Below are 22,468 nucleotides of genomic sequence, written 5' to 3'. Positions count from 1 at the left end.
TTTAGGAGATGTTGCTACATATTTTGGAAGTAAACTGAAACGTATTTCATTCAGTTGGAAAGGACGAGGTGATGGATAGAAAAAAAGCACAAAGAGGACCAGTTTTTTGGGTTTCAGCAGTTGCAATCTTACTACTTGTTATATGGGGTGCGGTCGTTCCTGAATCGTTTGCGTCAGTCGCAAACAGCGTCTATTCATTTACAACGAACGCGTTCGGATGGTTTTACTTACTTTCAGTCGTATTCTTTGTTCTGTTTTGTATTTATTTAGCTCTCAGTAAGTACGGTAAAATTCGTCTTGGGAAAGACGGAGAGCGTCCGGAATATCCCTTCTTCACCTGGATTGGAATGTTGTTTAGTGCAGGATTTGGTGTTGGACTTGTGTTTTGGGGAGTAGCAGAACCAATGACGCACTTTGCGAATCCTCCAGCTGGTTTTGGCGTTGAAGGTGAAACAGAACAGGCAGCGAAGCTAGCCATGAGATACTCCTTTTTCCATTGGGGTGTACATCAATGGTCGGTATTTACAGTCGTCGGTCTTGTGATGGCATATTTCCAATATCGTAAGGATCGAAAAAGCTTAATAAGTGAAACGATCTCAACGGGAACGCAAGCTAAGAGAAAGAAATCCTGGAGAGGGCTCATCAATATTCTTGCTGTTATCGCAACAGTAATGGGAGTGGCAACTTCACTTGGATTCGGTATCCTTCAAATTAATGGCGGATTAAACTACATGTATGATCTACCGCAAAATTCGACGATCCAAATCGTGATTACTGCTCTATTGCTCGTTTTGTATATGACTTCGTCTACAACGGGCTTGAATAAAGGAATTAAGTATTTAAGTAATCTGAACTTGGCCCTTGCATTAGGCTTGATGCTTTTTGTTTTGTTCCTTGGCCCAACCGTATTTATTCTTGAAAGTTTCACAGTAGCAGCTGGAGGTTATATTCAGAAGTTTATTGAGATGAGTTTCTATATGACTCCATATGAAGGCGGAACATGGGTGAAGGATTGGACCGTTTTCTATTGGGCTTGGGTCATCGCGTGGTCACCTTTTATTGGGTCATTCGTAGCGAGAGTGTCGAGAGGACGCTCGATTCGAGAAATGATTTTTGGAGTGTTGATCGTACCTCCGTTCATCGCGATGGTGTGGATTGCTGTCTTTGGTGGAGCAGCGTTTCACCTTGATCTGTTCCAAGGGACTGCGATTGCTGATGCAGTAAATGAAGATGTAACAAGTGCACTATTCGTTACGTTGGAAGAGTTTCCATTAACGACGATCCTTTCGTCGCTTTCAATCTTCTTGATCTGTATTTTCCTCGTCACATCTGCTGACTCTGCAACATTTGTTTTAGGAATGATGACGTCAGATGGTGACTTGAATCCATCGCTTTTCTCAAAGCTTGTGTGGGGAACGCTCATCGCTGCAATTTCTGCAGTTTTGATCATCAGTAGTGGACTGCAAGGGTTACAAACAGCATCACTTGTTTCGGCCTTACCGTTTACCGTAATCCTAATTATTATGTGTGTTAATCTCTTTAAGTCGGTAAGACAGGACGTAAAGTCCTATGAGGTACAAAAAGAAAGAAACCTTCTAAACAAACTACAATCTACATCGAATAAGCAAAAAACAAAAATAAGCAGACAGTCGAATGACGATACGCATCATATGTAAGAAAGTAAAAAGCCCCGCGTAAACAATTGTTTACGCGGGGCTTTTCCTTATCCTAGTGCTACATCTAAGACCATCATCACTGAGAAGCCAACTAACAGTGACATCGCAGCGAGTTGCACGTGACCTTTTTCTTGTGAACCAGGAATAACTTCTTTTGCTACAACGAATATCATAGCCCCGGCTGCGAAACTTAATGCATAGGGGAGAAGTGGTTGGATGACGATAACAGCAAGCGCACCGATTACAGCTGAAATCGGCTCGACCATCCCTGAAAATTGACCGTAGAAGAAGCTTTTATTCTTCGACATGCCATCCCGTCTAAGAGGCAATGAGACCGCTGTTCCCTCTGGGATATTCTGAATACCGATCCCGATGGCAAGGGCGATTGCACCTGAAAGCGATGCTGTTGAGAAATTGGCAGCAAGCGCACCGAACGCGACACCTATTGCAAGTCCTTCAGGAATGTTGTGAAGGGTAAGTGAGAATACAAGCATTGCGGTACGGTGTTTTGCCTTTTTATCTTTAATGTCTTTAAAGTATAAATTCTCATCGATCATTGGTAAGAGCCTGTCAACTAATAGTAGGAAAACGCCTCCTAGTAAAAATCCTACTACTGCTGGAATGTAACCAGGGACACCTTGTTCTTCCGCCATTTCGATCCCAGGGCTTAATAGTGACCAGAAGCTTGCTGCAATCATAACGCCCCCTGCGAATGCGAGCATCGAATCAAACAGTTTCTGATTTACAGTTTTTGTGAAGAATACGACTGCGGCACCAAGTGCTGTCGATCCCCATGTAAATAAAGTGAAAATTAACGCTTGGAAAACTGGGCTTAAATCCATAAACCAGTTAATCATCGTTAAGCCCTCCTTTTATAATCCTTGTTTTCATATCAACATATTTTTTGCATATAGGAAAAATCTATACATCACAGTGTAAATGCCTTGTTTCTTCAGTGTCAATTTAAAGGGTTTGTTAAAAGGACAAAGCACTATAGAGAGTTAGTATCTGTTTTATTAACGTCGATAGAGGGAAGATTTTAAGATATGATATAAAAAAGAAGGGTGCGTTCTATGCCAGAAGGTCCAGAGATTAGACGAGCAGCTGATGAAGTTGAGAAGGCGCTTAAAAATAAAACAGTCATGGAAGTGACATTTGCATTTCCGCATTTAAAGGATTATGAAGCATTCTTCGAAGGTGCTGAAGTCGTGCGGGTGGATACGAAGGGAAAAGCAATGTTAATCCGATTTAACAATGACTTTACAATCTATTCGCATAATCAGTTGTATGGAAAGTGGTATGTAAGAAATGCTTATAACTACCCTAAGACGAATCGACAGTTACGGCTTGCCATACATAATGAAAACAAATCTGCATTACTTTACAGCGCATCTGATATAGAAGTATTGAGAAATGAAGAAGTGGCTTATCATCCTTTTATATCGAAAGTGGGCCCCGATCTCTTGAGTGAAGACGTAACGATTGATGAGCTGAAAGAACGATTCACATCAAAACGTTTTTATCGGAAGAAGTGGTCTTCGTTATTATTAGACCAATCTTTTGTCGCCGGTATAGGTAATTACTTAAGAAGTGAAATCATGTTTGTGGCTGGCATTCATCCTGACTTAAGACCAGTTGATTGTACAGAAGAGATGCTTGAAAAAGCAGCTTCTGCAACCATTACATTAGTTGAACGTTCTTATGAGCATAAGGGAATTACGAATGATGTGGAACTCGCAAAGAAGCTGAAAAGAAATGGAGAAACGCGTCGTGAGTATCGACATTGGGTGTTTAATCGAGAAGGTGCATCTTGTCGAATCGATGGAACTGAAATCAAGAAAATCATAGCAGGATCGAGAAGGTTATACTATTGCACTACATGTCAGTCAAAATAGATCACTTCTAGTAGAGATAATCTCCTAATGAAGGAAAAAAGTTGGTTTATGGTGAATGGATAGAAAGAAGGTGAGGTGAAGGTGAAAAAATGGAAGCACCTGTGGAGAAGTGTTTTAATGAATCGGTCTTGCAACGCGCTTTAGCGAAGTTTGGTGCGAACAGAAATCGCTTCAAAAAGTTAGGCGATTTTGAGAACTATGTATACGAAGTATTCATAGAAGATGTCCCATATATTCTAAGGTTAACCCATAGCTCACATCGTTCAAATCAAGATGTAGAAGCTGAAATACACTGGGTTAATTATTTGGATGACAGAAACATAAATGTTGCAAGAGCTCTACAGTCGAATGAGGGAAATGTTGTTGAAGAAATCGAAGTTGAGTATGGTTCATTTTTTGTATCGTTATTTGAAAAAGCTCCTGGTCGACAATTGAAGAAGAATGACCCGTTATATGGACCAGCATTATATGAAGTTTGGGGAAGAACGATCGGGAAAATGCATCGAGCGACAAAGGATTATCAGCCTCTTGAGCATTCGCGTGAGCATTGGGATGAAGAAGACTTGTTGCGATTTGAAACATATTTATCTGAGGAACAAGATGGCGAGATCATACGTCATGGAAAAGCATTAGTTAACGAAATACAGGCTCTCAAAAAAGAGCGAGATTCATATGGTCTCGTTCATTCTGATATACACGCAGGCAACTTTTTTTATGACGAAGGAAACATACATGTATTCGACTTCGATGATAGTTCCTATCACTATTTCGTGAGTGATATCGCAATCCCGCTATACTATACAGTATGGGGTGGGCTTCAAGGGGAAGATCGAGAAACTAGGGCACAATTTGCCGAAGAATTCCTTTATTTCTTCTTAAAAGGGTACTCAAAAGAAAATAAGATCGATCCTGAGTGGATTAAGAAAATGCCGCTCTTCTTACGGTTGAGGGATTATATCCTTTATACAGTTCTACATAAAAAGTTTGATGTCACAAGCATGAATGATGATGAAAAATGTATGTTACATCAAATAAAAAATCGGTTGGACGAAGGCGAGCTAATCGCTGAACCATCTTACGGACGAGTTCTGCAGCGTCTAGTAGGTGGAGAGTAGAGGATTATTTTTAAGAATTTAGGGAAATGAGTCTGAAGTACTACATTTATGATTTGAACAATCTTATAAGGGCATACCCTTTCATTCTTGTGGAAAGAATACTATAATGAAAACTGGACTGGGAAAACAATGTTCTGGTCTAAAAAGAGGATGAACGTAATGGAACTTAAATCAAAAGAAGCTGAGATTTCAAGTTACGTAGGAAAACTACTGCGTGATAATTTCGGGAAAGGCCCGTCATCAGTTTTTGTATCGATTGAAGAACCTTATATCACCATCTATTTCCGTGACTTTTTAGCGCCGATGGAGCGGGTTCTTGTTGATCAGAAAGAGCAAAAAAGGGTTGAGGAGACTCGAGATCTGTTAATGGTCAAATTGTTTCCTGAAATAAAAGCGTCATTGGGTGTCATAGCTGACATTACTATTGAATTTTTCTATCATGATTGGTCACTTCCTAATCGTACTGGTTTGTTTCTTGGAGTAATGGATCAAAGCCAGTGTGATGAGGATCACATTCCTGGTGGTTATGATACGAAGGAAAAACTCCATGAAGAAATAGCACGGATCAGTAAGCAAGCAGAAAAGATTCCTGAACATATCGACTCTTGTTATTTAAATGACAGAACGATCGTCGTAATAAGAGATGGAATATTAGTACGCATCGAAAAAGAACTCATCAGAGATGGGCTTGAGGAAAGTCTTAAATTAACCAAACGACGACTTGAGAAAAGTCTAATGCATAACAATAATTTTGAATCTATTTTATCCACTGAAATCCAGGATATTTTTGTAGACTGGGATTTCAATCAAGATAAAAGTTATATTGTTTTCATAGTGAAACCAAATAAATCGTAGGTGGAAATGAGCTGGGCAATAGAACCAGACATAAGCCGAAAGGACCCTAATGTGGGGATCTTTCGGCTTTTTTGTTTTTAATTAGATTTTTTCTAATCCTTGAGCTCTAAAAATACGAGGACCAGATATCAAAGGGGGAGAAAAAAAGAATGAAATATTTAATAGACCATTCGAAAAAGGTCATTCATAGAACGACATTTGCTGGAGACCAATGCAAATTTCATACAACGCCAATAGACCGACGAGAAGGAACGCTTGATAGTCCTTATCTCGATAAATTAGTAGCAGAAAAATCGTATAGAATTTGTGAGATGTGTAGTGGGAGTATGAAAGAAGAATAAAAGAAAGACGCCTTTTTTTGAGGCGTCCGTGCTTACATCAAAGCGTTTAACACCGCTCCACCTGCTACACCGATGATTACAACCAGCCATGCAGGCGTTTTTTAAATGGACAACAATGCGAACAATATAGCTGCAAGAGCAAAATCGGCAGCTGATAGGATAGAGCTCTTAATGACAGGATCATAAAAAGCAGCAAGCAAAATACCAACAACACTAGCATTAACACCCATCAAGATCTTCTGGAAGAAACGTTTCTTCCTTAGTTCGTTCAGGAAAGGTAGTGCTGCAATGATTAGTAAGAATGAAGGAAGGAATATTCCTACTGTTGCAACTAAGACTCCTGCAAATCCTTCTATCATCATTCCAAGGTAACTAGAAAAAGTGAAGAGTGGTCCCGGTACAGCCTGAGCCATACCATATCCTGCTAAGAACTGATCGGGAGAAAGTAGTCCTGTCGGAACGAGTTCGCGTTCAATCATCGGCAATACAACGTGCCCGCCACCAAAGACGAGAGCCCCTACTCGAAAGAATGTATCAAACAAATCGAACAATCGATTATCTGTCATTCTAGCTAGAATAGGTGAACTGACAAGAATGGCTACTAGTAACGAGAGAGAGAAAAAGCCTGTTTTCTTAGAAAATGAAATGGGGATAGTGACCCTATCGCTTTCATTCATTCCTTTAAATAAAAACAACCCACAGACTCCAGATCCTGCAATAATAAGAAATTGTAGCCATGCCGATGGATATAACAAGAGAAGAAATGCAGACGCGAGTGCAATCGCGATCCTTGTTTTGTCTGGAGTAAGTTTCTTACTTAAACCGATAATGGCGTGAAGGACAACCGCAGCAGCTACAACCTTCAAACTGTGTATAAATGTCGCGTCTTCTAATGAAAACGTCTGATACAGCATCGCGAAAATCGTTAAGAAGATAACCGACGGTAGTGTGAACCCAATCCAAGAAAGAATTCCCCCAAGAAGCCCTCCTCGGATCATTCCGATTGAGATGCCAACCTGACTACTTGCAGGTCCTGGTAGGAACTGGCATAACGCAATGAGATCAGCGTACATCTTTTCGTCGATCCACTTTCTTCGATCGATGTATTCCTCTTTAAAATAACTTAAATGAGCAACTGGCCCACCAAAAGAAGTTAACCCTAGACGAGTTGATATAAGTAAAATCTCTAAAAGTCTTTTCCAATTTTGATTTGCTGACATCTGAACATCCTCCAAATTTATCTTTACCGTTTTTATGCTATCTATTTTCATACTTATAAACAAGGTTTTTTATGTTAAGAAAAAGATAAGATTTTTCACTCTATTAGTAATATTAGGATAAATAGTTTATAATTCCCTTGTAGTTAAGGGAAGGAGAGAGTAAATGGAGCTTGTTATCTGTACAACCTGTGGCACACAGTACTCACAACAGGATCTCGAGTACTGTACAATCTGTAAGGAAGAAAGACAGTATGTAAATCCGAATGGACAAGAGTGGACAACTCTCGATAAGATGAAGGACGATGTCTATCAAAATCAAATTATTCTTGAGAAACCTGGTCTTTATAGCATTACGACGTCTCCTTCGTTTGCAATTGGCCAAACAGCCTATTTGGTTCAGGCGAATGAAATGAATGTATTGTGGGATTGCATCACTTATTTAGATCAACAGACTATCGAAAAGGTACATCAATTAGGAGGAATCGATGCGATTGCGCTATCGCATCCTCATTATTACTCAACACAAGTTGAGTGGGCGGAAGCATTTGATGTTCCAATCTATATTCACGAAGATGATCGTGAATGGGTGATGAGAGAAAGTAAGCACCTATCGTTCTGGAGTGGAGAAGAACTAGAGCTTTGCTCCGGAGCGAAGATCATTCGGTTAGGTGGTCATTTTAAAGGTGGTGCTGTTTTGCACTTAGAAGATGAAGGAAGAGGTACACTTTTAACTGGTGACATTATTCAAGTTGTCGCAGACCAGGAGTGGGTGAGCTTTATGTACAGTTACCCTAACTTGATTCCTTTACCTGCTTCAAAGGTGCGAGATATGGCAGAACGCGTGAAACCACTAGCGTTTAAGCAAATCTATAATGCCTTCCATAAAAAAGTGGACAATGATGCGGATCTTGCGGTTCAACGTTCAGCCGAACGATATATTATGGCTTTAGAAGGAAAGTTATTTCATACATAGAAAAGCACGGCCTTGGCCGTGCTTTTCCAGAATAAACAAAAAAGCTTTCCCAGATGGGAAAGCTTTCTTTAACTACTAGTTACGCTTTAACAACGTTAGTAGCTTGTGGTCCGCGGTTACCTTGCTCTGTTTCGAAAGTAACTGTTTGACCTTCTTCTAGAGTTTTGAAACCTTCACCTTGAATTGCAGAGAAATGTACGAATACGTCGTCTCCACCTTCAACCTCGATGAAACCGAAACCTTTTTCTGCGTTAAACCATTTTACTGTACCTTTGTTCATGTGTAATTCCTCCAGTGCTATTCGCACAAATATTACTATTACTGCTCTACATAATGATTCAAGATGTAAGGTCGCTTAAGGAGCTTATTCTAAACTAATCATTGACCCGAACAACAATAATTAACCCTAGTATAACACGTGAGAAAAATAATGCAAGTATCAAAGTGAAAAAACTCGATGATGTACGGACCTAATTATAAGCCTAGCGTGATCAACGTACCTAAAGGTGATTAGCGCCCTCGAATATATTTATAGTATTTTACTTTCATTAAACATGGTAATGTAAGCTTGTATAGTTTTTTTTATCATATATTTTTTAAACTATTATTCGGAGGTATGATCAAATGCCTGTAAACGAACCGATTCTTAAAGAAGAAGTGTTGTTAATAGGAAGAAAGTTAGAAGAGTCAAAGCTAGAAATGGCAAAGGGACTAACTTCTGACACGAGTGAACCGCAAGAGGCATTGCGCTTAAGGGTAGAGTTATTACAGTTGTTTGCGGACGGTTTTAAGTATGGGTATGATGCAACACGACCTCGCATTGAGGAATGGGGTAAGCAAACAGGAGAACTAGCTGTACGTTTGGAAGTAGAGCTGGATGAATCTCTAAAGAACACCTCTGAATTTAGGAATATGATCTGGAGTAAGATTGAAGAAATCAGCAATGAAGAAGGCGTATCTTTAAAAACGATTTTTAAAGTAGCACGCATTATTGATCCACTTTTAGATCATGTAGTGTATGCGTACAGCACTGCATATGTAGAAGCGTATAAAGATAATATCAATAAAGCGCGGGAATCGTTCCTTGAGCTGTCGGCTCCCATCGTTCCTATACTAGAAGGCGTTGCGATTCTACCTATTATAGGAGATATCGATACGTATCGTGCTAGCCTAATATTGGAGAAGTCTCTTGAAGGAGCAACTTCTAAGAACCTAACTCATTTGTTTATCGATCTTTCAGGAGTAACAATCGTTGATACGATGGTTGCGAACAATATATTCAAAATCATTGATTCCTTAGAATTAATTGGGGTTAAAGGTATTTTAGCTGGCATAAGACCAGAAGTAGCGATGACGATGGTATCGTTAGGAATCGAATTTAAAGGTGTTCAAACACATAGCACGTTAAAGCAAGCATTGGCAAAACATATCTTATAGAAGTGAACAAAGGTGCTACCTTACAGGAGGTAGCACCTTTTGTTTTTTCCATATTTTATTATAGTTAAAATGATTGACGTGTAACTTCATCGCTAATAAAATGGGGAACGAAAATTTTGAGAACAGCCTCTGTTATCAAGTTTTTAAACTTAGAGGAAGGGAGGGAATCGTAATGGCTTATCGTATTACGGTTTACCTTCTAGGTATGTTCATAAACTTCTTTGGTGTAGCACTAATTATTCACGCTACCATTGGAGCAGGGTTCTGGACATCCTTTTTTATTGGAGTTTCGGACCTATTTGGATTAACTGTTGGTTTTTGGTATGGTGTATTTCAATTTCTAATCATCTTTTTGAATGGGTGGTTAATGAAGCAAAATCCTGAATTCAAGGCGCTTTTGCCTGTTTTTCTTGAAAGCTTTATTCTCGACTTTTGGTTAGAAATCGTATTTGCTTCTGTTAATTTGTCAGCAGCACCAGTTGTCGTAAAAGCTCTTACACTTGGACTTGGAATGTTCACGATTGGACTTGGTGTCGCAATTTATATCTTGCCGCAATTTCCACGAGCACCAGTCGATCAATTGTTTCTCGCAGTCAGCGCACGATTTAATGTCAGTCTCCGTATGGGACAAACACTAGTTGCAGTAGCTGTCGCGACACTTGCTGTATTGATCGGAGGTCCTGTTGGTATAGGTACAGTCGTACTCGTACTGTTTCTTGGACCCGTGATTCAATTGTGGTACACAAGGGCTTATCCAATGTATTATATGCTCAAACCAGAAAATGCACCGCACGAAGAATATTTATAAATCTTTAATCATTAAGCGTTCCTGTATTGTAGCAGTGAGCGCTTTTTTATATTGGCGTGGTATAATAATTGAATTCGGATGACTTTAACTACTATCCCTAAGGAGGTACATCTTATGACTGGAAAACGATTTAAACCTGGTAAGGCGGATCGGCTTCTTGATCCAAAGCGGAAGGAAATCATTTCTCCTGAAGAAGTCATATCTACTCTTCATTTGAAGAACACAGATCATGTAGCTGATTTCGGCGCTGGGAATGGTTATTTTACTTTGCCAGTAGCTGAAGCGGTACAAAAGGTGTATGCAGTGGATATCGAAAAGCAGATGCTAGATCTTCTAGAAAAACGTGCTTCAGCTCATGATAATATAGAATACGTCGTAAGTGATTTAGAAGATATTCAGTTGCCAGACCACACGGTTGATAAAGCGATCGCAGCCTTTGTGCTTCATGAAGTTCCTGACTTGACGAAAGCTTTCGCTGAATTCAAGCGGATTATTAAGCCAAGACAAAGACTACTTGTGCTCGAGTGGGAAAAAATCGAGATGGATATGGGGCCACCTGTCCACGAGCGAATGTCATCAGAGACAATGAAACAAATTTTTATCGATAACGGACTAGAACCAGAAGTACATGATTTTCATGAAGCTGTATACGGAGTATCAGCTGTTATGTAAAGGGATGAAGCACCTTCCTAAAGGAGGTGCTTTTTACATATACATATAATAGGAAAACTTTAGGTTGTTGGGAAATAAAAGCTTTATATAGAGACTTTATCAAGGGTAATTATCTGAACTTTCCCAATACAAAAAAGGTATGATCTCCTTTATCATTTAGAATAGGCACTCACAATGAAGTGCAAATTCGTGTTGATGGAGGTATTCAATGAAATTCTTCAACAAGATCGCGTTAATTGTGTTATTGATTGCAGCCATGGTAATACCAGGGCAAATGAAGCCAGCAGAAGCTAGCTCATTAAAAGTTGATCAGGCGTTAACGAATTTACTAGCTAATATTACAAACTTTAGTGAAGTAGAGGCCATCATTACATATGACAGCATGCCTACAGTTGAACAATTGGATAAGTTAAAATCATTTGGACTATCCGTTAAAACGTTCAGTGAAATTCCTGTTGTAGGAGTTTCTGGTACGGCTCTAGAAATCAATTCTTTATTAGACAGCGGATTGAATGCTCTTGGAATCTATAAAAACAAAGAGCTAGATTATCTAATGAAGGATAGCCGTAAGCTTATCGGTGCAGAGAAAGTTTGGAACGACCTCGGCTATACTGGTAAGGGTACGACAGTTGCCGTTATCGATAGCGGAATCGATGCAACGCATCCAGACCTTCCGATGGGTGACAAGGTTGTTCAAAATGTGAAGATGTTAGTTGGAGGAAGCATTTTCGGTGGAGAATCTCTCTATCTTGAAAATGTACCGAATACGGATACAACTTCAGGTCACGGTACTCACGTAGCTGGAACGATTGCTGGTAATGGTACAGCGAGTGACGGTCTGTATAGTGGCGTTGCTCCTGATGCGAAATTAGTAGGAATCGGTGCTGGTGAAGCAATCAGCATTCTTTGGGCACTTGAAAGCTTCAATTATGTTATTGAAAATCAAGAGAAGTATGGAATCGACGTTGTAAGTAACAGTTGGGGAACTACAGGTGAGTATGACCCTAATTCTCCGATTAACGTAGCAAGTAAAACTGCTCATGATAATGGTATCACTGTAACGTTCGCAGCAGGTAATGAAGGACCAGAAAATGATACGCTAAATCCTTATTCTGCAGCTCCTTGGGTTATTTCTGTAGCTGCTGGAACGAAAGACAAGCAACTTGCTGACTTTTCTTCAAGAGGTGTACCGGGGGACAACCTTCTACACCCTGATATCACAGCACCAGGTGTTGATATCGTAGCGACGAAATCTTCTACTGGGGTTGTCATCAACGCTCTTGGTACAACGAAGGACGTTAACTACATTGACCCTGAATACATTCCGTTCTACACGACTTCTAGTGGAACAAGCATGGCGACACCACATATTTCTGGGATCATTGCGCTAATGGAAGAAGCTGCAACAGATCTTTCACCAGATGAAGCACTTAGTCTTCTTGAACAAACGGCTGAGCCAATGTCTGGTTATGAGTATCATGAAGTTGGTGCAGGCTACGTGGATGCATACAAAGCGGTACAACAGGCTGCAACAAAATAATAGGTTATAAAAAGGAACGGCTCCATTGGAGCCGTTCCTTTTTCATTTAATTTCCTACAATCTGAAGTTCTTTTGGAAATTTTGTTAACGTTTCATAACCATCAGCCGTAACGAGGACATCATCTTCAATACGTACGCCACCGATTTCAGGTACATAAATACCAGGTTCAATCGTGTAGGTCATGCCTTCTTGTAGAGTGTGATCGTTATTTTCGCTCATGGATGGATATTCGTGTACTTCAATGCCGATTCCGTGTCCAATTCGGTGAGGGAAGTGATCGCCATATCCTCCGTTAGTGATGATGTCACGAGCTTTCTTATCCAAGTCACCGAGGCGAGTCCCTGGCTTTGAAATGTTTAGCGTTTCAAGCTGTGCATTTAAAACGATATCGTAGATTTCTTTTTGCTTTTCATTCACTTCTTTGTAAGCAACTGTTCGAGTGATGTCTGAGCAATAGCCATTATGAACAACACCGAGGTCGAATAAAACGAGATCGCCTTTTTTAAGCTTACGATCTCCAGGGTTTCCGTGTGGTTGTCCAGCTTTTTCACCGAATAGCACCATTGTTGAGAATGACATTTCGCGAATGCCTTTCTTCTTCAGTTCGTATTCGATCGTTGCAAGGACTTCCATCTCAGTTACACCTTCACGAAGAGCTTTAATACCAGTTTCAACACCGAAATCAGCAAGCTCTGCAGCTTCACGAAGTACTTTTAGCTCTTGATCATCTTTAATTAAGCGAAGCTCATTAAGTTTTTCTTCAGCACTTGTGAACGTTAGTCCGGGGTAGCGATGCATGATTTCTTCCGCACGCTCATATGCTAGCGTTACTTTTTCAATCGCAACCTGGTTTGCTTCAGTTATACCTCTTTCTTTTAGAGCAGTATGGATAAGATCCCATGGGTTATCAGCATCTCCATGGCCGATAATGTCATGCTTCCATCCTGCATCTCTTGCTTGAGAGACTTCCATGCCAGGTGTAACGAGGAATGGATCTTGATCAGGGAACACAAACAGACCTAATAGACGCTCGTGTGGGTCTGTATGGAAACCTGATAAATAAAAGACGTTCGAAGGAGTATGAACAAATGCGAATGTTTGTCCAGTTTCCTTAAGCCAGTTAGAGAAATTAACTAATCGTTGATTCATTAGGACCACAACCTTTTGACGGTATTCTGTTTCTTACTTATTCTTGCTTACCTTTCGAAGTCGCGAGAGTCACGACGATCAGTACGATGACTGCGACTGGTACGGCAAAGAGAACACTGTTCAGATCAAACGGTCTTGCTAAAGGAATCTCCCAGACAAGTGTCGTTACAACACCTGCGATCATGGAAGAAATACCACCGTAATAGTTCACGCGTTTCCAGAAGAAAACGGCTAGTACGGCAGGTGTAATTCCTGCTCCGTATACTGTGTAGGCATACATTTGAACGGACAAGACTGTTGGGAAAAAGCTAATGATGACATAAGCAAGCACACCTAGAATAACGATGAACCACTTTGTCATGTTCAACAGTTGACGATCTGTCGCGTCTTTTTTGACGTACTTCCCAACAATATCATACGTTACGTTCGTTGCAGCTGACAATAGATACGAGTTACCAGTTGTAATAATAAATGCAGTAGCAGCAGTTAAAAGAATACCACCAACTACAGTCGGCATGGCAACTGTTGTCGCCATTAGGGCCATTCCTGGATCGATGTCAGGAAAGATTGAACGTGAAGCGAATGCAATTAATGCAATTGTAGGTGAAATGAGTAACATCGCAACAAGCCAGCCGATTTGTGCTCGCTTTGACGACTTATCTCCGCTTGAAGATGCCAGACGTTGATACATGTTCTGGTCTGCAAGTAATAAGAATAGTGACGGCAGCAAAAATCCAAGCAATTGAATATTTGATAATTGTCCACTAAACGTTAGGTGGTCACTCGGTACATTTGCAATAATTTCATCCCAACCACCAGCAACAACGAAAATGGTCGGTAGTGTAACACCAAGACCGACTACCATCAAGATTGCGCTGATCGCATCAGTTGGAGCTACGGAACGAAGTCCTCCAATTGTTGCAAGAAAAATAATAAGAGCGGCTCCGACTATTGTTCCGAGTTCAACTGAAATTCCTGTTGTTAAATTAAGAATAAATCCAAAGCCTTTCATTTGATAAGAAACGATACCTACATACGCAAGGATAATAATGATTCCGGCAAGCATACGAGCGAATTGGCCATACTTTTCTTCAAGGATAGAAGAAACAGTATATTTACCAAATGCACGAATTCGTGGAGCGATGAGGTATAGGGTTCCGATACCAATTAGTGTTGGAATCGCCATCAAAAATGCTGGGATAATACCATAGCTGTACGCCATAGACGTTTCCCCACCAGATATACTTCCACTACCTGTCCATGTTGCTAATAGGGTACCCGTAAGTACGAGTGCTCCGAGTCCTTTTCCAGCAAGAATAAAATCCTCACTACTCGAAACCTTCTTAGAAAAGTAAATTCCTAAACCAACCATGAGAGCGCCATAAGCGACGACAAACCAGAGCAGGTTCGGATTATGTGTAATTTCCATTACTAAATGTCACTTCCTTGTTGTGTGATTTTCTGAGGTGCGCACCGTTTTGTATCCTATCATAAGACGAGATGATTATAAAAAACGGTACTAATAACTGATGGAAACGATTTCTAACTGTTATTAGAATGCGCGGAAAAACGAAGACTATTATCATGTTTTTGTGGAAAAATAAAGATTATTTTAGATTAATATGGAGTATTTATAGTTCTTTAGTACCTATTTATAGTTTTTGTAAGCGGTGATAAAAGATCTATTATTTAGAATTTTAGCTTTGTTTTGAATATGAATGAGTTTGTCAAATATAACGGTTCGAAGAAAATCATAATTTTAGCCGATCCATTCTTAGGTTAGGGAATAAATAGTAAGGGTAGCGGAAATATGAGAACTATAACGGCTATGAGTGAAGGTCTTTACTATTTTAGGAGTTATTAAGAGGAGTTAGGAAATGTTATAGAGAATGGTGTATGGGGTATAAAGCATTAATGTTGATAAAGAATACTATAGTAGTTATCATGGTGTTAAATACCCAGTGGGGTAATTTATTAAAATTTATTTGGAGGGTTACGAAATGTATCTACGCACATTCTTTGATGAAAAGCTAGCGCAATACTCTTATATGATTGGATGTCAACGAACAGGTGAAGCACTTGTGATCGATCCAGCTCGAGATGTGACCCCATATATAGAAACTGCAAAAAAAGAAGGGTTTCATCTAGCAGCTGCAGCCGAAACGCATATTCATGCTGACTTTGTTTCAGGTGCACGCCAGCTTGCAGAGAAACATGATGTGAAATTGTATTTATCTGATGAAGGTGATCAAGACTCAAAATATGAGTATCTTGAAGGCTTGAATGTAGATTTAGTGAAAGATGGATCTATCATTAAAGTAGGGAACATTGAACTAAAAGTTATGCATACTCCAGGACATACCCCTGAAAGTATTTCGTTCATGCTAACAGATCTTGGCGGAGGCTCTGAGGTACCAATGGGTGTATTTACTGGTGACTTTGTCTTTGTTGGTGATATCGGACGTCCTGACTTGCTTGAAAAATCAGCTGGTCAAGAAGGAACAGCTGAAAAAGGCGCAAAGGACATGTTTAAATCACTTCAAAAATTTAAAGAGCTACCAGAGTTTCTTATGGTATGGCCAGGACACGGTGCAGGAAGTGCATGCGGTAAATCACTCGGTGCGGTTCCACAATCTACAGTTGGCTACGAACTCCGAAATAACTGGGCATTGAAGGAAGAGAATGAAGAAGCCTTCCAAAAAGAATTATTGAACGAACAGCCAGAACCACCGACGTATTTTTCTGTTATGAAGAAAGTAAATAAAGAAGGTCCTGCAGTTTTAACAGGCGAGGAGCTTCAGAAGGTCACCAATGCTGATGAATTTAAAGCATTTGCAGAGCAAGAGAATACTACGATTGTGGATACTCGTCCTGCAACAGACTTTGCAGAAGGTCATATTGAAGGTGCAATCAACTTACCTTACAATAAAGCATTTACAAACTGGTCCGGCTGGGTGCTTGATTATGATAAAGATCTCGTACTGATTGCCAAGGATGAAATGAAGGATGAGGTTGTTAAATCACTTCATTCAATCGGTATCGATAATATCAAAGCGTACGCAAGCCCTGAACTCCTTTCTCAGTGGAATGATCTAGAGGGATACACCTTCATTTCAACTGAAGAGCTGAAGGATGTATATGAAAAAGAAGATGTATACGTAGTCGACATCAGAAAAGAGAACGAATTTAACGAGGGACACATTCCTGGTGCAGGCCATCATATGCTTGGTTATATAGAAGATCAAGTCGAAGATATTCCAGAAGATAAAACGCTCGTAGTTCATTGTCAATCAGGTACACGTTCTGCAATTGGAACGAGCTTGTTACAATCACTTGGGTTTAAGGATATCTTGAACTATAGCGGTGGTTTTGCTGCATGGGAAAAAGAAGGCGACAAGATCGAGAAAGAATAGTACCAAAGAGCGCAAAGTGAAGTCTCGCTTTGCGCTTTATTTATAGACGTATTGACGGAAAATTCTAATTGTTGTACGCTTAGTAAGAAAGCAAACGCTTCCATCTAGAAAGGTAGTCCCTTTTAAGAACCGGATGCGATGTGGATCAGTCATTATATGAACAATACTGTGTAAATTGCCTAAGCTCATATAAGGAGCTATCACGCGATTACGAGCCAGTGTATCGATCTCGATTTGACGGGAGACGTATGCTGGCTTTTTTTAGTGAAATAAAAAACAAGGGAGAGAATGCGAATGCTTAACACTGCGAACGTAGAACGTCAGACGATTAAAGGAAACGGCTATGAAATTAAGCCTTCTTTGGATCATGACAGGCTTTATGAAATCGAATTTGATCATGAGGTAGTAAAGCGCTTCTTTGAAGAAGTGAAAACGATCAGCAGTCAACAGCTCGATTATATTCCTTATATGCGGTTTATTATGACCGAAAAACTAGTTACGTTGCTTGATGGTGACTTCCAGAAAACGGTGCGAGGCATTCTTCACGATCGCTCGAGCGGTGGCTTTACCGTGGGCGTCAACGGTTACACGAATGATAAGGAAGAGTACGTTAAGTTTTCTACTGCTTTTTCTCATCTTGTCGGTATCCCTAATTTCGATGCGATGTCAGGCAACTACTATGCTCGCTTCTCTGTAAAGCATACGGATGATAGCGACTCATATTTGCGTCAAGCGTATCGTCTGTTCACCCTCCATACGGACGGAACGTATGTTGACGAACCGACAGATTGGCTGTTGATGATGAAGTTTGGGGAGAAGCATGCTGTTGGAGGAAGATCACGCTTACTCCATCTTGATGACTGGGAAGACCTTGAACACTACTATCATCATCCGTTGGCGACTCAAAAGCTCGTTTATAAGGCACCGCCAAGCAAGAATGTCGTAAAAGAAGTATTTCGTACAACGTTCTATGAACGGAATAATGAGCCTTGTATGTGTTTTATCGATCAATTTGTTCATCCATCAACGATTGAAGAAGCTACCTATTTGAAGGACCTTTCTCACTCTATGGAGAATTCTTCAGAAACAAAAGGAGTCGACCTACCTGAAGGGAAGCTTGTAATGTTGAACAATCATTTCTGGCTACATGGAAGAGAAGCGTTTGAAGAGAATCCTGATCTTCGCCGTGAACTTTTACGTCAGCGTGGTCGATTTGCGTAGGTAAGGAGAGGTGCCGATGTATGATTATCTTGTAATAGGAGGGGGCATCGTCGGATTATCGACAGCTCTATCTCTTCATAAAAAGTATCCAGATGCGAAGATGGCAGTTGTCGAGAAAGAGAATCACTGGGCAAGCCATCAAACAGGTAGAAACAGTGGTGTGATTCATTCTGGCATTTATTATAAGCCTGGTAGTATGAAAGCCGCTCTTGCGAAAAAAGGAAGTCAGTCTATGGTTCATTTCTGTCAGGAGTATGGCATTCCTCATGATGTGTGTGGAAAGGTCATCGTTGCCGTGGACGAGACAGAGAAAGAGAATTTATCGAAGCTTTACGACCGAGGGCTTCAGAATGAATTAGATGTAACGAAATTATCGAGAAGTGAATTGTTAGAAATAGAGCCATATGTTAACGGTGTTGAGGGCATTCGGGTTCCATCAACAGGCATCGTTGATTATAAAAAGGTAACAGAAAAGCTAGCGGACATAGTACAAAGCCTGGGTGTCGATCTCCTCTCGAGTACGAAGGTCACGAACATAGAGGAAGATGAGACTGAAGCTGTTGTGGATACGACTCGAGGTACCTTCAAGGCTCGTTTTCTTGTTAATTGTGCTGGTCTTCATAGTGATCGAATGGCGAAGCTTGCCGGTATGTATACGGATGTGAAAATCGTTCCATTCAGAGGAGAATATTTTGAGATTAAGAAAGAGAAGAGCTATCTTGTTAACAACTTGATCTATCCTGTACCGAACCCGGATTTTCCGTTTCTCGGCGTTCATTTAACTAGAATGATGAGTGGTGGGATTCACGCGGGTCCGAACGCGGTGCTGAGCTTGAAGCGGGAAGGATATAACAAGTTGTCGTTCGATCTAAAAGATACACTCGACGTTCTTACGTTCGATGGGTTTTGGAAAATGGCGGCTAGTAATATGAAAGAAGGAGTCAAAGAGATGAAGCGCTCCTTTCACAAGAAGTCTTTTGTGAGAAGCTTACAGCGACTCGTTCCTGAGATCCAAGAAGGAGACGTGATTCCAACTCATGCTGGCGTTCGTGCTCAAGCTCTTTTGAAAGATGGAAAGCTCGTTGACGACTTTTTTGTTTTTCCAGGAAAGCGATCGATCCATGTATGTAACGCCCCTTCACCAGCAGCGACTGCCTCTCTTGAAATCGGGAAGGTGATTGCTGATAAAGTCCCGGGTGTTCGAAAGAGTAAACTCTATACGTAATGAGAAAACTGCTGAGTTATGCTCGGCAGTTTTTCTTTATGAAAAAAGGATATGTGCGAGCTTTACAGAACAGCTATAGAGTACTAGACCAATAGAGTGGTAGGGAGCGAGTGTTTTCTGATGATGAATGTCTTTAGTCTATATATTCCGGTGTTTGAAGAAGAAAGAAAGATAAGAATTTATTTACCAAACGATTATCATGAAACTCTTGAGCGTTATCCAGTCATCTATATGCATGATGGACAGAACGTTTTTGATGACGATGATGCGGTAGGGGGAAGGTCGCTCAGGTTAAGAGAGCTTCTAGAACATGAACGGATACAAGCGATTGTGGTAGCCATTGATTCGGGCGAGCGGCGCATGAGTGAGTACTGTCCGTTTCCTACAGGCGAGATCAGTAAAGAGCTTACAGCTACTGAACCAATGACGGATGTGAAAGGAAAAGAGTATCTTGATTTTATCGTGAGTGATTTGAAACCATACATCGACCGAACGTATCGAACGCTCAAACAGTCGACTTTGGCTGGTATATCACTCGGAGGTTTACTGACGGTATATGCTATTTGTCGCTATCCTCACGTTTTTACTAGAGGAGCAGCGATTTCTTCAGCATTCTTTCGGAACCAAGAGGAAATCGAACGGTTTATCGGAGAGGCGGACTTATCGAACGTAGAGAAACTATATTTAGATTGCGGAACGGTTGAATCAGGTGATAGACGAGTGGATCGCGTTTTCTATGAAACGAATCAAGGCATTAACATGCTCCTAAGCGAGAAGGTTACTGAAGTTGAGTTCAATACCGTGCAGGGTGGCGCTCATACATATGAAGCGTTTAGTGAACGAATTGGTCGTGTTGTTACGTTTTTAATGAGCTGAAGGAAAAGTTAAATTAATGATTTTAGAGTCTGATAGGAGGAGATGAAGGTGAACAAAGCCTTACTAGTCGTAGATGTTCAGAAGGCATTTTATAATGAGAAATGGGGAGACCGCAATAATCATGATGCTGAGGAGAAGATGGCGACGCTCATCGATCACTGGAGAAAGAAAGGGTTGGAGGTGATTTACATCCAGCATCAATCAAATGATCCTGAATCTGTCTTTTATACTAAGCAAGAAGGCGTTGAGATAAAAGAGTCTGTTAAGCCGATTGGAGAGGAACAAATTTTCACGAAGACGGTGAATAGCGGATTTATAGGGACGAATTTAGAAAGTTATCTCAGAGAAAGAGAGATCAATGAAGTCGTAATTGTGGGGCTAACAACTCCTCACTGTGTGTCGACAACTGCTCGGATGAGCGGAAACCTTGGCTTTCATACATATGTTGTTTCAGATGCCACGGCTGCATATGGAATCTATGACCAAGATGGAAACTATGTGGAGCCAGAGAAAGTTCATACCGTTTCACTCGCAACGATTCACGAGGAATTTGCTTTGGTGATGACGACTGATCAGTTGATAAAGAAACTAGCTTTATGAAGGTGATGTGACAACATGAATACAGGATTGAGCAAACTCTCCTGTTTGTGCTCTTCTTCCTGCTACAATAGAAGTATGGAATCGGTTTGGCGGGGAGTGATAAAGAGTGAAGATCATATCGAAATTTGTCAGCACGTTTCTCGTGTTGTTATGTATAGGTCTAGTAGGTAACTATTTAATAGCGACTTATTTTGATACTAGTAGTGTAGTAGTTAAGAAAGATGTTCCGTTACCAGACGAACTGCACCCTGAAGTGAGGGATGCGAAGGAAGAACTGATCGCGAAGTCTGCCAAAAAGGGCATTGATGTGGTTATCACAGATGGTCATCGATCGAATGAAGAGCAGAACGAACTTTACGAGAAAGGTCGCTCCGATGGAGGGAATGTTGTCACTAATGTGACCGGTGGCGGTTCGTATCACAACTATGGTTTGGCGATAGACTTTGCGCTGAAACGAGATGACGGAGAAGTCGTTTGGGATATGAAGCGAGATGATAATGAAAACGGAGAGTCCGATTGGATGGAAGTCGTGAGCATTGCGAAAGACCTCGGCTTCGAATGGGGGGGAGACTGGTCATCCTTCAAGGATTATCCGCATCTACAAATGGATTTCGGTTTGACCATTCGAGAGTTGAAGAATGGCCATAGACCTGAAAAAGCGTATGCGAAAAACGAATAACAGCGAGGTGTGTTCGTGAGAACGAGAGGCTCAGCAATCATCATCCAAAATGATAAGGTAGCGGTAATTAAGAGAGTTAGAAATGGTGACGTTTACTATGTGTTCCCAGGTGGAGGAGTCGAACATGGTGAAACGCCAGAAGAAGCTACCATTCGAGAAGCATATGAGGAATTAGGCGTTGTCATTTCAGTGATAGCGCCTTTTATAGAGGTTGCATATAACGGAAGACAGGTATACTTTCTTGCTCAAATTCTTAAAGGGGAATTCGGCACTGGAGAAGGTGAAGAATTTCAGAACAATGGAAATGGTAGAGGAACGTATGAACCGATGTGGATCGATCTTGATTTACTCTCTACACTCAATATTAAGCCTCAGGAAGTAGCAGAGGTATTGCATAGAAAAGCGGCAGGTACTGGATTAAACTAGTCTGCCGCTTTGTTTCTTATTTGCTTAGTGCGCTTTGTTCAGGGTACATGTCGTACTGCTTATGTGCATCTTTCAATGCTGCAGCAAGTGCATTTCCTGCTTTCCCAAGATAGCCTTCTCTTAATTGGGTTAGTGGTTCCTCAACGCCATCTTGTAAACTGAAACCTTTCAAAAGTTGTCTCACAAACTGCTTGCTGTGCTCGGTCATCAGCGTGCACGAGGCATCGACGATCACTCCATAATGCTTATCTACTTCAAGCGTGAGCGTTAGTGTATCTGAGATATTGTTAGCTGCCATTCCGCCAGGTAGTTTTGAATGCCCAGCTACGAAAATTGTATTCATCAT

General features: G+C 40.8%; 23 protein-coding genes. 17 read left to right on the top strand and 6 right to left on the bottom strand.

Annotated elements, in window-relative coordinates; all coding sequences use genetic code 11:
- Nucleotides 1–71 precede the first annotated feature (71 nt).
- Nucleotides 72–1,676: a BCCT family transporter gene (locus tag LCM09_RS15440; RefSeq protein ID WP_224883739.1), complete on the top strand. Its 1,605-nt coding sequence runs from the start codon at nucleotides 72–74 to the stop codon at nucleotides 1,674–1,676.
- A 47-nt stretch (nucleotides 1,677–1,723) separates the two neighbouring features.
- Here the strand turns inward: LCM09_RS15440 and LCM09_RS15435 are convergent, their stop codons facing one another.
- Complete coding sequence (locus tag LCM09_RS15435) at nucleotides 1,724–2,533, bottom strand: ZIP family metal transporter (protein WP_224883738.1); 810 nt, start codon at nucleotides 2,531–2,533, stop codon at nucleotides 1,724–1,726.
- Nucleotides 2,534–2,749: 216 nt separating this feature from the next.
- Between LCM09_RS15435 and nei the strand changes: the two genes are divergently transcribed.
- From nei to LCM09_RS15415, 4 genes are all read left to right on the top strand, one after another.
- The gene (gene nei / locus LCM09_RS15430) at nucleotides 2,750–3,571 is read left to right on the top strand and encodes an endonuclease VIII (protein WP_224883735.1); all 822 of its coding nucleotides are present in this window, start codon (nucleotides 2,750–2,752) and stop codon (nucleotides 3,569–3,571) included.
- Nucleotides 3,572–3,660: 89 nt separating this feature from the next.
- Nucleotides 3,661–4,686: a phosphotransferase enzyme family protein gene (locus LCM09_RS15425; RefSeq protein ID WP_224883733.1), complete on the top strand. Its 1,026-nt coding sequence runs from the start codon at nucleotides 3,661–3,663 to the stop codon at nucleotides 4,684–4,686.
- Between the two features lie 159 nt (nucleotides 4,687–4,845).
- Nucleotides 4,846–5,541, top strand: a complete 696-nt coding sequence (locus LCM09_RS15420; RefSeq protein ID WP_224883731.1) for a Na-translocating system protein MpsC family protein — start codon at nucleotides 4,846–4,848, stop codon at nucleotides 5,539–5,541.
- Between the two features lie 149 nt (nucleotides 5,542–5,690).
- Nucleotides 5,691–5,882 (top strand): hypothetical protein, encoded by a 192-nt coding sequence (locus LCM09_RS15415; protein WP_224883729.1) that lies wholly within the window; start codon nucleotides 5,691–5,693, stop codon nucleotides 5,880–5,882.
- Nucleotides 5,883–5,983: 101 nt separating this feature from the next.
- On the opposite strand, the gene chrA is transcribed toward LCM09_RS15415, so the two are convergent.
- Nucleotides 5,984–7,102 (bottom strand): chromate efflux transporter, encoded by a 1,119-nt coding sequence (gene chrA, locus LCM09_RS15410; protein WP_318246527.1) that lies wholly within the window; start codon nucleotides 7,100–7,102, stop codon nucleotides 5,984–5,986.
- Between the two features lie 163 nt (nucleotides 7,103–7,265).
- Here chrA and LCM09_RS15405 point away from each other — a divergent pair, with 163 nt between their 5' ends.
- Nucleotides 7,266–8,075, top strand: a complete 810-nt coding sequence (locus tag LCM09_RS15405) for an MBL fold metallo-hydrolase (protein ID WP_224883727.1) — start codon at nucleotides 7,266–7,268, stop codon at nucleotides 8,073–8,075.
- A gap of 79 nt (nucleotides 8,076–8,154) precedes the next feature.
- On the opposite strand, the gene LCM09_RS15400 is transcribed toward LCM09_RS15405, so the two are convergent.
- Complete coding sequence (locus tag LCM09_RS15400; protein WP_224883719.1) at nucleotides 8,155–8,355, bottom strand: cold-shock protein; 201 nt, start codon at nucleotides 8,353–8,355, stop codon at nucleotides 8,155–8,157.
- A gap of 344 nt (nucleotides 8,356–8,699) precedes the next feature.
- On the opposite strand from LCM09_RS15400, the gene LCM09_RS15395 reads away from it, so the two are divergent.
- The 4 genes from LCM09_RS15395 (at nucleotide 8,700) to LCM09_RS15380 (ending at nucleotide 12,532) form a co-directional block, all read left to right on the top strand.
- Nucleotides 8,700–9,512 (top strand): STAS domain-containing protein, encoded by an 813-nt coding sequence (locus LCM09_RS15395; protein ID WP_224883717.1) that lies wholly within the window; start codon nucleotides 8,700–8,702, stop codon nucleotides 9,510–9,512.
- A gap of 172 nt (nucleotides 9,513–9,684) precedes the next feature.
- The gene (locus LCM09_RS15390; RefSeq protein WP_224883715.1) at nucleotides 9,685–10,320 is read left to right on the top strand and encodes a YczE/YyaS/YitT family protein; all 636 of its coding nucleotides are present in this window, start codon (nucleotides 9,685–9,687) and stop codon (nucleotides 10,318–10,320) included.
- Nucleotides 10,321–10,434: 114 nt separating this feature from the next.
- Nucleotides 10,435–10,992 (top strand): class I SAM-dependent methyltransferase, encoded by a 558-nt coding sequence (locus LCM09_RS15385; RefSeq protein WP_224883713.1) that lies wholly within the window; start codon nucleotides 10,435–10,437, stop codon nucleotides 10,990–10,992.
- A gap of 208 nt (nucleotides 10,993–11,200) precedes the next feature.
- Entirely contained in the window at nucleotides 11,201–12,532 is a 1,332-nt protein-coding gene (locus tag LCM09_RS15380) for a S8 family serine peptidase (RefSeq protein WP_224883711.1), read from the top strand.
- Nucleotides 12,533–12,578: 46 nt separating this feature from the next.
- Here LCM09_RS15380 and LCM09_RS15375 read toward each other — a convergent pair whose 3' ends face one another.
- Nucleotides 12,579–13,682: a M24 family metallopeptidase gene (locus LCM09_RS15375; RefSeq protein ID WP_224883709.1), complete on the bottom strand. Its 1,104-nt coding sequence runs from the start codon at nucleotides 13,680–13,682 to the stop codon at nucleotides 12,579–12,581.
- A 37-nt stretch (nucleotides 13,683–13,719) separates the two neighbouring features.
- Nucleotides 13,720–15,111, bottom strand: a complete 1,392-nt coding sequence (locus tag LCM09_RS15370; RefSeq protein ID WP_224883707.1) for a sodium:solute symporter family protein — start codon at nucleotides 15,109–15,111, stop codon at nucleotides 13,720–13,722.
- Nucleotides 15,112–15,682: 571 nt separating this feature from the next.
- Between LCM09_RS15370 and LCM09_RS15365 the strand changes: the two genes are divergently transcribed.
- The 7 genes from LCM09_RS15365 (at nucleotide 15,683) to LCM09_RS15335 (ending at nucleotide 22,122) form a co-directional block, all read left to right on the top strand.
- Nucleotides 15,683–17,095: an MBL fold metallo-hydrolase gene (locus LCM09_RS15365; RefSeq protein ID WP_224883705.1), complete on the top strand. Its 1,413-nt coding sequence runs from the start codon at nucleotides 15,683–15,685 to the stop codon at nucleotides 17,093–17,095.
- Between the two features lie 294 nt (nucleotides 17,096–17,389).
- On the top strand, nucleotides 17,390–18,316 hold the full coding sequence (gene glaH, locus LCM09_RS15360) for a glutarate dioxygenase GlaH (RefSeq protein WP_224883696.1): 927 nt from the start codon (nucleotides 17,390–17,392) through the stop codon (nucleotides 18,314–18,316).
- 16 nt (nucleotides 18,317–18,332) lie between these two features.
- Nucleotides 18,333–19,541: an L-2-hydroxyglutarate oxidase gene (gene lhgO, locus LCM09_RS15355; protein ID WP_224883688.1), complete on the top strand. Its 1,209-nt coding sequence runs from the start codon at nucleotides 18,333–18,335 to the stop codon at nucleotides 19,539–19,541.
- Between the two features lie 120 nt (nucleotides 19,542–19,661).
- Nucleotides 19,662–20,417: an alpha/beta hydrolase gene (locus LCM09_RS15350; RefSeq protein ID WP_224883686.1), complete on the top strand. Its 756-nt coding sequence runs from the start codon at nucleotides 19,662–19,664 to the stop codon at nucleotides 20,415–20,417.
- A gap of 42 nt (nucleotides 20,418–20,459) precedes the next feature.
- Nucleotides 20,460–21,017 carry a cysteine hydrolase family protein gene (locus tag LCM09_RS15345; protein ID WP_224883684.1) on the top strand — a complete coding sequence of 186 codons (558 nt, stop codon included), beginning with the start codon at nucleotides 20,460–20,462 and terminating at the stop codon, nucleotides 21,015–21,017.
- 106 nt (nucleotides 21,018–21,123) lie between these two features.
- The gene (locus tag LCM09_RS15340) at nucleotides 21,124–21,696 is read left to right on the top strand and encodes a M15 family metallopeptidase (RefSeq protein ID WP_404800843.1); all 573 of its coding nucleotides are present in this window, start codon (nucleotides 21,124–21,126) and stop codon (nucleotides 21,694–21,696) included.
- A gap of 15 nt (nucleotides 21,697–21,711) precedes the next feature.
- The gene (locus LCM09_RS15335) at nucleotides 21,712–22,122 is read left to right on the top strand and encodes an NUDIX hydrolase (protein ID WP_224883683.1); all 411 of its coding nucleotides are present in this window, start codon (nucleotides 21,712–21,714) and stop codon (nucleotides 22,120–22,122) included.
- Between the two features lie 16 nt (nucleotides 22,123–22,138).
- Here the strand turns inward: LCM09_RS15335 and LCM09_RS15330 are convergent, their stop codons facing one another.
- Nucleotides 22,139–22,465 (bottom strand): DUF3870 domain-containing protein, encoded by a 327-nt coding sequence (locus LCM09_RS15330; RefSeq protein WP_224883910.1) that lies wholly within the window; start codon nucleotides 22,463–22,465, stop codon nucleotides 22,139–22,141.
- Nucleotides 22,466–22,468 lie beyond the last annotated feature (3 nt).

Origin of the sequence: Guptibacillus algicola, from assembly GCF_020171805.1 — a bacterium.
GTDB classification, from domain to species: Bacteria; Bacillota; Bacilli; order Bacillales; family Guptibacillaceae; genus Guptibacillus; species Guptibacillus algicola.
Note: the sequence above shows the minus strand (reverse complement) of the source record. Positions and strands in the feature narration are given on the sequence as shown.